Origin of the sequence: Streptomyces sp. NPDC102283 (genome assembly GCF_044766265.1) — a bacterium.
In the GTDB taxonomy this organism is placed as follows: Bacteria; Actinomycetota; Actinomycetes; order Streptomycetales; family Streptomycetaceae; genus Streptomyces.
Genome location: NZ_JBIWLQ010000018.1, coordinates 189,751 through 199,449, shown reverse-complemented (window position 1 = coordinate 199,449; position 9,699 = coordinate 189,751). Strand labels below are relative to the sequence as shown.

Here is a 9,699-nt window from a genome sequence, read left to right as displayed (position 1 = left end):
ACCACCGGCCCCCTCCCCACCCCCGAGGACTTCCAGAACATCCCCGGACTCGGCGTCCAGGGCATCGTCGAAGGCCACGCCGTCCTCGTCGGGCGCGAACAGCTCCTGGCCGAGTGGGAGATCCGTCTCCCCGACCACCTCGCCGAGGCGAAGAAGGCCGCGGAGGCCGCCGGGCGCACCGCGATCACCGTCGCCTGGGACGGTGAGGCGCGCGCGGTGCTGGAGGTCGCCGACGCGGTGAAGGACACGAGCGCCGAGGCCATCCGCCGGCTCCGCGCCCTCGGTCTGACCCCGATCCTCCTCACCGGTGACAACCGGGCCGTGGCGGAGTCGGTCGCGGCCGAGGTCGGCATCGACGAGGTGTACGCGGAGGTCATGCCGCAGGACAAGGTGGACGTGGTCAAGCGCCTTCAGGCCGAGGGCCGTTCGGTCGCGATGGTCGGGGACGGGGTCAACGACGCCGCCGCCCTCGCCCAGGCCGACCTGGGCCTCGCGATGGGCACCGGCACCGACGCCGCCATCGAGGCCGGCGACCTCACCCTCGTCCGCGGCGACCTCAACGCCGCCGCCGACGCGATCCGCCTCTCCCGCCGCACCCTCTCCACCATCCGCACCAACCTGTTCTGGGCCTTCGCCTACAACGTCGGCGCCCTGCCGCTGGCCGCCGCCGGACTCCTCAACCCGATGATCGCCGGAGCGGCTATGGCCTTCTCCTCCGTCTTCGTGGTCGGCAACTCCCTGCGACTGCGCACCTTCAAGGGCGCGTGAGGCCCGGGGTACGCAGTCGGAGCGCGGCGGGACCGTCCGGTCCCGCCGCGCTCAGGCGCGTACGAAACGCAGCGGGGTTCCCGGCACCGCCTGCGCCGCCGCGGCGAGGGACCGTTCGGGGACGACGCCGACGACCGGGTAGCCGCCGGTCGTCGGATGGTCGTGGAGGAAGACGACGGGCCGGCCGTCGGGCGGCACCTGGACCGCGCCCAGCACCATGCCCTCGCTGGGCAGTTCGCCGTGGCGGGACCGTTCCAGCGCCGGGCCCTCCGTGCGCAGGCCGATGCGGTTGCTGTGCGGCGAGACCCGGTAGGCGGCGGTGAGGAGCGTACGGAGCGCGGCCTCGGTGAACCAGTCGTGGCGGGGCCCGGGATGGACCGGGAGCACCAGCTCGGCGGGGGCGCCCGGCCAGGGGACGGGGTCCGCGGGCGGCGGCGGACCGCAGCCCGCCGGATCGCCCAGCGGGAGTACGTCGCCCTCACTGAGCGGGGCGGGCCCGAGCCCCGAGAGGAGGTCCGCCGAACGGCTGCCCAGCACCGGCTCCGGCACCAGCCCGCCCGCGAACGCCAGATAGCCGCGCAGGCCGCCCGCGGCGGGGCCCGCGTCCAGCACCGCGCCCGCGGGCACCCGCACCGGGGCGCCCCACGCCGCCGGCCGCCCGTCGACCGTCACCCGGCAGCCCGCCCCGCCGACGACGGCCACGACCGGCCGGTCCGGGCGGACCGCGCACCCGGTGAGGGTGGTCTCCAGTACGGCGGCGTCCGGCGGATTGCCCACCAGCCGGTTGGCGAGCCGGGCGGCGGGCGCGTCCAGCGCCCCGGCGCGCCCGACCCCGAGGTGCGCCCAGCCGGAACGGCCCGCGTCCTGCACGGTGGTCAGCGCCCCGGCCCGGACGACGTACAGCCGGGAGACGGCGGGCGGCGGCGTCACGCGCCCACCGGGGGGTCGCCGGCCGGGGGGTCGCCTGCGGAGCCATCGCCCTGTGGAGAAGCATCTGCCCGGGGAGCGGGCAGCGCTCCCGGCCCCACCGGCACGAATCGGACCGGCGTCCCCGGCACGAGCAGCGCCGCCGGTTCCCTGGCCGGGTCCCACAGGGCCCCCGGGTCGGGCATCCGCCCGACGATCCGCCAACCGCCGGGCGAGGGGCGCGGGTACACCCCGGTGTAGGGCCCGGCCAGGGCCACCGCCCCGGCCGGGACCCGGGTGCGCGGGGTCGCGCGCCGGGGCACGTGCAACGGCTCGGGCAGCCCGGTGAGATAGCCGAACCCGGGGGCGAACCCGCAGAACGCCACCCGGAACGCGGTACGGGAGTGCAGGGCGGCCACCTCCCCGGCCGGGACGCCCCAGAGCGCGGCGACCTCGCCCAGGTCGGGGCCGTCGTAGACCACGGGGATCTCCACCGGGTCGCCGCCCCCGCGTCGCAACGGCTCCACCCGCCACGAGGCGAGGTCGCGGGCGAACCGGTCCCGGACCCCGGGCGCGCGCTCCGCGGCCCCGGCCCCGGCACCAGCCCCAGCCCCAGCCCCAGCCCCAGCCCCAGCCCTGTCGATGATCCCGTCGTGAATCCCGTCGATCAGGACCGTGCGGGCTGCCGGGACGATCTCGCGCACGTCGGGGAGTTCACCGCACTCGCGGCGGCGGAGCAGTTCGGCGTGGAAGGCCTCGGCGTGCTCGCCGTCGGACAGCTCGACGAGAAGCGCGTGCGGCCCGGCGGGAAGGACGCGCAGCTCGCCCGGACGCACACGCGCCTCGCCCGGTCGTACGCACACCTCGCCCGGTCGTACGCGCACCGGACCGGGGCCGACCGCGCGGGCGCTCACGTGAACGCCCGTACCGCGACGCCCGCTTCCTCCAGCGCGGCCCTGACCCGGCGGGCGAGGGCCGCCGCGCCCGGGGTGTCCCCGTGGACGCAGAGCGAGCGCGCCGAGACGGGGATCCGGCTGCCGTCCGCCCCGGTCACCGCCCGCTCGACGGCCATGCCGACGCTCCGGCGTACGACGTCGTCCGGGTCGTGCACCACCGCGCCCGGCTCACCGCGCGGGACGAGGGTGCCCCGCGGGGTGTACGCGCGGTCGGCGAAGGCCTCCTGAACGGCGGGCAGTCCGGCCTCGGCCGCATGGGCGAGCAGCCGCGATCCGGGCAGCCCGAGCACGGCCGGGCTCCCGCCCGCGAGCCGGACGCCCGCGACGACGGCGGCGGCCTGTTCGTCGTCCCAGACCGCCCGGTTGTAGAGCGCGCCGTGCGGCTTGACGTAACTGACGGTGGACCCGGCGGCCTCCGCGAAGACCCGCAGAGCGCCTATCTGGTAGGCGATCTCGGCGGTCAGCTCGGCGGGCGGCACGTCCATCGACCGGCGTCCGAACCCGGCCAGGTCCCGATAGGAGACCTGCGCCCCGATCCGTACCCCGCCGGCCGCCGCCGCGTCGCAGACCCGCCGCATCACGGAGGCGTCGCCCGCGTGGAAGCCGCAGGCCACGTTGGCGCTCGTGACGCAGGCGAGGAGCGCGTCGTCGTCGGTCAGGGTCCAGTTGCCGAAGCCCTCGCCGAGATCCGCGTTGAGATCCATCATCACGCCGCGCACGGTAATGACAGTTCAGCAGGGCGACAAGGGGCGGTCCGGGGGCCGGACGGACGGCCCCGCGTCGTCCTGGAGCCGCCCGCCCTAGAGTCGTCCCATGACGGAGAGCCCCCGCCCGCACGACGCCACTTCCCACGAGGCCGACCCCGGGGAGAACGCTTCCCACGAAACCGGCCTCCGCGACGCCGGCCTCCGCGACCGGTGGCACGACACGCTGCTCGCCGCGCGCGCCGGGGCGGACGGCCCCGATCCGCTGCCGTACGCGCAGAACCTCCTCGCCCGCTGGGCCGAGCCGCAGCGCCGCTATCACACGACCGCCCACCTCGCCGCCGTCCTGGACGGCGTCGACACCCTCGCCGGGCACGCCGACGACGTGCACGCGGTACGCCTCGCCGCCTGGTTCCACGACGCGGTGTACCGGCCCGACCGGACGGAGAACGAGGAGCGCAGCGCCGCCCTCGCGGAGCGGGCGCTGTCCGAGGCGGGGGTGCCGGAGGCGGTGGTGGCGGAGGTCGCCCGGCTGGTCCGCCTCACCGTCACGCACGACCCGGCGGACGGCGACCGCAACGGCGAGGCACTGTGCGACGCCGACCTCGCGGTCCTGGCGGGCGGCCCGCAGGAGTACGGGGCGTACGCGGCCCGGGTCCGGGAGGAGTACGGCTTCGTCCCGGACGGGGCGTTCCGGGAGGGCCGGGCGGCGGTGCTGCGGCAACTCCTCGACCTGCCGGCGCTGTTCCGTACCCCGCACGGCGCGGCCGCGTGGGAGGCACGGGCCCGGCACAACCTGGCGACGGAACTGGAACTGCTGACATCGTCCGGCGTCGGCTGACCCTGTGCCCCCCGCCTACCGGTGAATGTTCCGGTTCGTTCACGGTGTCGTCCCGGTCATGCCCTGGCCCGACCGGTGAAGCCCGGCGACCGCTAACGTCTCGCATCGCAGATGCACACACAACTCCACGGGGGTACAGCGACATGTCCGAGGGACTCGGCACGACGGTCGGCAGATCTTCCCGGCGGCGCATACTGCGCCTGGCCGGAGGCGGGATCACCATGGCGGCGCTCGGAGCCGGACTGACCGGCTGCGAGGACGAGCTCGCGACGGGCGGAGAGGGCAGCACGCCGCCACCGCGCAGCGCCTCCCCCGAGGACGGGAAGGCGCCCGAGGACGGCAGGGCCCCCGAGCCGCTGTGGACGAAGTCGACGTCGGCGCAGACCTACGGGGACAACGACGAGCTCGTGGCCGTGGACGGCGTGGTGATCGCGAGCGGCGATCCGCTGGCCGCCTTCGACGGCGCGACCGGCGAGGAGCGGTGGTCGCTGCCGGGCGGCGCGGTGCCCGGTGCGCCGCTGCTGCTCGGCGACGGCACCCTGTACCTGGAGAGCGGCAAGTACGACGGCAGCGTCGCCGGTTACGTGCCGGGGTCCGGCAAGGAGGCCTGGCGCAGCCGCCTCGGCAAGGAGTACCGGCAGCCGAGGCCGGTCGCGGTGGACGCGGAGCAGGTGTACGTCATCGCCGAGATCCTCGAAGCCGACGGCTCGTCCCACACCAATGTGATCGCCGCGCTGAACAGCGGCACGGGCAAGGTCGCCTGGAAGGAACAGCGCGACCTCGGCACCCAGCAGAACGGCGTCCACGCCGCCGTACAGGGCCGCCACCTCGTCTACACCGACTTCAAGAACAACCTCACGGTCCGCGACACCGCCACCGGCAAGCAGGTGTGGACGCAGAAGACGACGAAGACGAGCTACGGGCCGTTCGTCGTCCACCAGGATCTGGTGATCGTCCCGCAGGGGCAGCGGCTCCAGGCCTTCGCGCTGTCCGACGGGTCCGAGAAGTGGTCCGTGCGGGCCGAGGAGTTCACCACCTTCCGTGAGCCGACCCTCCTCTCGGACGTGCTCTGCATCGCGGACAGCGGCCGGACGCTGTGGGCCCTCGAGCCGGGGACCGGTAGGACGATCTGGCGGTCCACGGCCCTCAAGGACGCGGGCGGGCAGGTGCCCCGGCAGTTCGTCGAGGTGGGCGGCACGCTCTACGGAGCCACCGACCTCGACGAGCGGGGCGGCGTCCACGCCTTCGACGGGAAGACCGGCGCCCTGCGCTGGACGTTCAACGACAAGTCCGGCGACCACCACTCCTGGCTGGTGGCCACGGACGGCGAGCGCGTCTTCGCCCTGCACGGCAAGAAGCTGCACGCCCTTCCCGCGTGACGCGGGTATGACGTGACGCGGGTATGAAGCACGAGTGAACCGGCACGTTCTCGTCCGGCGCCGGGAATGCGGAAGGGTTCTCCGGCGTTGGGACGAGTCATGCCCGACTCTCCCTCCCGCCGCGCTCCTATGCCGCTGGCCGTATACATTCTCGGCCTCTCGGTCTTCGCACTCGGCACCAGTGAGTTCATGCTGTCGGGCCTGCTCCCGCCCATCGCCGACGACATGAACGTGTCGATCCCGCAGGCCGGACTCCTCATATCCGCGTTCGCGATCGGCATGGTGGTCGGCGCCCCGCTGCTGGCCGTCGCCACGCTCCGGCTGCCGCGCCGCACCACGCTGATCGCGCTGATCTCGGTGTTCGGCCTCGGCCAGATCGCCGGTGCGCTGGCCCCGACGTACGAGATCCTCTTCGTCTCCCGGGTCCTGAGCGCGCTCGCCTGCGCGGGCTTCTGGGCGGTCGGCGCGGCCGTGGCCATCGCGATGGTCCCGGTGAACCAGCGGGCGCGGGCGATGGCCGTGATGATCGGCGGCCTGTCCGTCGCGAACGTGCTGGGCGTGCCGCTGGGCGCCTTCCTCGGCGAGCACTTCGGCTGGCGTTCGGCGTTCTGGGCGGTCGGCGCGGCCTCGGCGGTTGCCCTGGTGGGCGTCGCCACGCGCATCCCGCACATCCCGCTGCCCGAGAAGAAGCCCGAGCTGAAGCGGGAGCTGGCGATCTACCGGGACCGGCAGGTCTGGCTGGCCATCGTGATCACCGCGCTCGCGGCGGGCGGGGTGTTCTGCGCGTTCAGCTACCTGGCGCCGCTGCTCACGGACGTGGCGGGCCTCGACTCCGGTTGGGTGCCGTGGATCCTCGGCCTGTTCGGGGCGGGCGCGCTGATCGGCACGATGATCGGCGGCCGGGTCGCGGACGCGCACCTCTTCGGGGTGCTGCTGATCGGCATCACGGCGTCCACGGTGTTCCTGGTGGCGCTGGCCCTCTTCGCCTCCAGCCAGGTCGCGGTCATCGCGCTGGCGTTCCTGCTGGGGCTGTCCGCCTTCTTCACGGCCCCCGCGCTGAACGCCCGGATGTTCAACGTGGCCGGAGCCGCCCCGACGCTGGCCGGCGCCACCACGACGGCGGCGTTCAACCTGGGCAACACGAGCGGCCCGTGGCTCGGCGGCACCGTGATCGACCTGGACTTCGGCTTCGCGTCCACGGCCTGGGCGGGCGCGGCGATGACGGCCCTGGCCCTGGCGGCGGTAGGGGTGGCGCTGCGCCTCCAGCGCGGCGGTGAGGGCGGCCGGTCGCGTTCGCGGCTGATCGCGAAGAGCGCGAAGATCCCCGCGGCCCGTGACTCCCGTGAGACCCCGGAGGCCCCTACGGACGGCCGCCCGGCGCCGGCCGCCCCTTCGGCCTCCTCAGCCCCGCGTCCGTGAGACGCCTGACCAACTCCTTCGCTCCGATCTCCCGCGCCCCGGCCCGCACCGCGTCCGCGTAGTGCGCCTGGGGCACGTCGTAGTGGTCTCGCTCGAAGGCGCGCGGCGGGCAGCCGATCGCGGCGGCGAAGGCGTGCAGCTCCTCGAATGACACATCGCTGACCAGGTGCGACCAGAGGCGGCCGTGTCCGGGCCAGGTGGGCGGGTCGATGTAGAGCGTCACCGCCGCAGCACCTCGCCCAACGCGCCCACCGGCGCCACCGCCACGGCCGCCTTGGTGCACACCCAGTGCGGGTCGGGCCCGAGCTCCGGCTCCACGTCCAGCGCGTGCGGCTCCTCCTCCGCCGAGCACGCGGGGCACAGCGGCCACCGCCCGTACCGCTCCAGCAGCGCGTCCTGCACGTCCTGGGCGACCAGCCCGGCCACGAACTCCGCTCCCTCGGGCCACTGCTCCACCCACCAGCGGCGGTGGGTCACCGCGTCCTCGACCAGTGAGACGACATCCGCCTCGGCGACGTCGCCCGCCGCCAGGTCGGCCACGACGAGCGCGCGGGCGGTGTGCAGGGCCTGCTCCAGGGGGTTCAACTCCATGCCCCCATTGTGCGCCCGCGCGAAAGGGCCCCGGTCGGAGCGCCCCCGGCGGCAACGCCCCTCCTCGCCGGAGGGAGGGACCAAAGGGGGCTTGACGGACCCCCGGGTTGAAAATATCTTTCAGATGTGACCCAAGAAGTGAAGGAAATTTTCAGCGGCGAGTCCCCGCCGGCCCCCGCGGCCCTCGCCGCCAAGGTCCGGACCCTCGCCCCCTCCATGACCCGCTCGATGCAGCTGGTCGCCGAAGCCGTGGCGGGCGACCCGGCCGGCTGTGCCGCCCTCACCGTCACGGGTCTCGCCGAGCGCACCGGCACCAGCGAGGCCACCGTCGTCCGCACCGCGCGCCTCCTCGGCTACCCCGGCTACCGCGATCTGCGCCTCGCGCTGGCCGGCCTCGCCGCGCACCAGGAGTCCGGCCGGGCTCCCGCCGTCACCGCCGACATCGCGGTGGACGACCCGATCGCCGACGTGGTCGCCAAGCTCGCCCACGACGAGCAGCAGACCCTCGCCGACACCGCCGCCGGGCTCGACACCGTACAGCTGGGGGCCGCGGTCGCCGCCGCGTCGACCGCCCGCCGCATCGACGTCTACGGCGTCGGGGCGTCCTCCCTCGTCGGCCAGGACCTGGCGCAGAAGCTGCTCCGGATCGGACTGATCGCCCACGCCCACATGGACCCGCACCTCGCGGTGACCAACGCCGTGCAGCTGCGCAGCGGAGACGTGGCCATCGCGATCACGCACTCCGGCTCCACCGGTGACGTCATCGAGCCGCTGCGGGTCGCCTTCGACCGCGGGGCGACGACGATCGCGATCACCGGGCGGCCCGACGGGCCCGTGACGCAGTACGCGGATCACGTGCTGACCACGTCCACGGCGCGCGAGAGCGAGCTGCGCCCCGCCGCCATGTCGAGCCGCACCAGTCAGCTACTCGTCGTGGACTGCCTGTTCATAGGCGTCGCGCAGCGGACGTACGAGACCGCCGCGCCCGCCCTGGCCGCCTCCTACGAGGCGCTCGCCCACCGCCACAACCCGCGCACGCGCTGACCGCCCCGGCCACGACCACGGTCAGGGCCACGCACCACCCGTACGAGACCGAGAACACCGAGAAAGCCGAGCCGCACCTCATGACCTCCACCACCGACACGAACACCGACACCCCCGAGGCCTCCGGGACCTACGGCGAACTCCGCGCCCAGCTGGCCACCCTCACCACCGAGGCGTTCCGCCCCGAGCTGGCCGAGATCGACCGGCAGTCCACGCGGGAGATCGCCCGGATCATGAACGGCGAGGACGCCACCGTCCCCGCCGCCGTCGCCGAGCGGCTGCCGCAGATCGCCGCGGCGATCGACGCCACCGCCGAGCGCATGGCCCGCGGCGGCCGGCTGATCTACGCGGGCGCGGGCACCGCGGGCCGCCTCGGGGTGCTGGACGCCAGCGAGTGCCCGCCCACCTTCAACACCGACCCGTCCGAGGTCATCGGCCTGATCGCGGGCGGCCCCTCCGCCATGGTCACGGCCGTCGAGGGCGCGGAGGACAGCAAGGAGCTGGCCGCCGCCGACCTCGACGGGCTGAAGCTGAGCGCCGACGACACGGTGGTCGGCATCTCCGCCTCCGGCCGCACGCCGTACGCGATCGGCGCCGTCGAGCACGCCCGCGAGCGGGGCGCCCTGACCATCGGGCTCTCCTGCAACGCAGGCTCCGCGCTCGGCGCCGCCGCCGAACACGGCCTGGAGGTCGTCGTCGGCCCCGAGCTGCTCACCGGCTCGACCCGGCTGAAGGCGGGCACGGCCCAGAAGCTCGTCCTCAACATGATCTCGACGATCACGATGATCCGGCTCGGCAAGACGTACGGGAATCTCATGGTCGACGTCCGCGCTTCCAACGAGAAGCTGCGGGCCCGCTCCCGGCACATCGTCTCCCTGGCCACCGGCGCGTCCGACGCCGAGATCGAGGCCGCGCTCGCCGCCACCGACGGCGAGGTCAAGAACGCGATCCTGGTCATCCTCGGCCAGGTCGACGGCCCCACCGCCGCCACCCGCCTCAGCGAGGCGGACGGCCACCTCCGCGCCGCCCTCACTGCCGTACGCACCACCTGACCCACCCGGGTCCTCCGCCCCACCCCCCGCACAGCAAGG

Annotated in this window: 11 protein-coding genes; 6 read left to right on the top strand and 5 right to left on the bottom strand. The window is 74.5% G+C overall.

Annotation, left to right across the window (positions count from 1 at the left end):
* The coding region (locus ACIRJT_RS30325) for an HAD-IC family P-type ATPase (RefSeq protein ID WP_365554036.1) at positions 1-768 on the top strand (768 nt) is incomplete at its 5' end.
* Between the two features lie 51 nt (positions 769-819).
* On the opposite strand, the gene ACIRJT_RS30320 is transcribed toward ACIRJT_RS30325, so the two are convergent.
* From ACIRJT_RS30320 to ACIRJT_RS30310, 3 genes are read right to left on the bottom strand one after another with little or no spacing between them, the layout of a single operon-like run.
* Positions 820-1,698: a biotin-dependent carboxyltransferase family protein gene (locus ACIRJT_RS30320; RefSeq protein WP_403915289.1), complete on the bottom strand. Its 879-nt coding sequence runs from the start codon at positions 1,696-1,698 to the stop codon at positions 820-822.
* On the bottom strand, positions 1,695-2,588 hold the full coding sequence (locus ACIRJT_RS30315) for an allophanate hydrolase subunit 1 (protein ID WP_403915286.1): 894 nt from the start codon (positions 2,586-2,588) through the stop codon (positions 1,695-1,697). Before ACIRJT_RS30315 ends, ACIRJT_RS30320 begins: the two co-directional genes overlap by 4 nt.
* On the bottom strand, positions 2,585-3,334 hold the full coding sequence (locus tag ACIRJT_RS30310; protein ID WP_403915312.1) for a LamB/YcsF family protein: 750 nt from the start codon (positions 3,332-3,334) through the stop codon (positions 2,585-2,587). The genes ACIRJT_RS30315 and ACIRJT_RS30310 overlap by 4 nt, the downstream gene beginning before the upstream one ends.
* A 109-nt stretch (positions 3,335-3,443) precedes the next feature.
* Between ACIRJT_RS30310 and ACIRJT_RS30305 the strand changes: the two genes are divergently transcribed.
* From ACIRJT_RS30305 to ACIRJT_RS30295, 3 genes are all read left to right on the top strand, one after another.
* Positions 3,444-4,175: a hypothetical protein gene (locus ACIRJT_RS30305; protein ID WP_403915283.1), complete on the top strand. Its 732-nt coding sequence runs from the start codon at positions 3,444-3,446 to the stop codon at positions 4,173-4,175.
* Between the two features lie 143 nt (positions 4,176-4,318).
* A complete protein-coding gene (locus tag ACIRJT_RS30300) occupies positions 4,319-5,554 on the top strand; it encodes a PQQ-binding-like beta-propeller repeat protein (RefSeq protein WP_403915280.1) in 1,236 nt (411 codons plus the stop codon).
* 129 nt (positions 5,555-5,683) lie between these two features.
* Positions 5,684-6,973, top strand: a complete 1,290-nt coding sequence (locus tag ACIRJT_RS30295) for a Cmx/CmrA family chloramphenicol efflux MFS transporter (protein WP_403915309.1) — start codon at positions 5,684-5,686, stop codon at positions 6,971-6,973.
* Here the strand turns inward: ACIRJT_RS30295 and ACIRJT_RS30290 are convergent.
* Entirely contained in the window at positions 6,915-7,196 is a 282-nt protein-coding gene (locus ACIRJT_RS30290) for a DUF4031 domain-containing protein (RefSeq protein ID WP_403915277.1), read from the bottom strand. The two genes, ACIRJT_RS30295 and ACIRJT_RS30290, sit on opposite strands and share 59 nt — an antisense overlap.
* On the bottom strand, positions 7,193-7,564 hold the full coding sequence (locus ACIRJT_RS30285) for a hypothetical protein (protein WP_403915275.1): 372 nt from the start codon (positions 7,562-7,564) through the stop codon (positions 7,193-7,195). The genes ACIRJT_RS30290 and ACIRJT_RS30285 overlap by 4 nt, the downstream gene beginning before the upstream one ends.
* A 126-nt stretch (positions 7,565-7,690) precedes the next feature.
* Between ACIRJT_RS30285 and ACIRJT_RS30280 the strand changes: the two genes are divergently transcribed.
* Both ACIRJT_RS30280 and murQ read left to right on the top strand, forming a co-directional pair.
* The gene (locus ACIRJT_RS30280) at positions 7,691-8,608 is read left to right on the top strand and encodes a MurR/RpiR family transcriptional regulator (RefSeq protein WP_403915272.1); all 918 of its coding nucleotides are present in this window, start codon (positions 7,691-7,693) and stop codon (positions 8,606-8,608) included.
* Between the two features lie 80 nt (positions 8,609-8,688).
* Positions 8,689-9,660 (top strand): N-acetylmuramic acid 6-phosphate etherase, encoded by a 972-nt coding sequence (gene murQ / locus ACIRJT_RS30275; RefSeq protein WP_403915270.1) that lies wholly within the window; start codon positions 8,689-8,691, stop codon positions 9,658-9,660.
* Positions 9,661-9,699 lie beyond the last annotated feature (39 nt).

What these genes read in the sequence shown, in the direction of transcription:
- ACIRJT_RS30310 (WP_403915312.1), bottom strand. Translation starts at nt 3,334, where the DNA reads ATGGATCTCAACGCGGATCTCGGCGAGGGCTTCGGCAACTGGACCCTG.
- ACIRJT_RS30305 (WP_403915283.1), top strand. Translation starts at nt 3,444, where the DNA reads ATGACGGAGAGCCCCCGCCCGCACGACGCCACTTCCCACGAGGCCGAC.
- ACIRJT_RS30300 (WP_403915280.1), top strand. Translation starts at nt 4,319, where the DNA reads ATGTCCGAGGGACTCGGCACGACGGTCGGCAGATCTTCCCGGCGGCGC.
- ACIRJT_RS30295 (WP_403915309.1), top strand. Translation starts at nt 5,684, where the DNA reads ATGCCGCTGGCCGTATACATTCTCGGCCTCTCGGTCTTCGCACTCGGC.
- ACIRJT_RS30285 (WP_403915275.1), bottom strand. Translation starts at nt 7,564, where the DNA reads ATGGAGTTGAACCCCCTGGAGCAGGCCCTGCACACCGCCCGCGCGCTC.
- murQ (WP_403915270.1), top strand. Translation starts at nt 8,689, where the DNA reads ATGACCTCCACCACCGACACGAACACCGACACCCCCGAGGCCTCCGGG.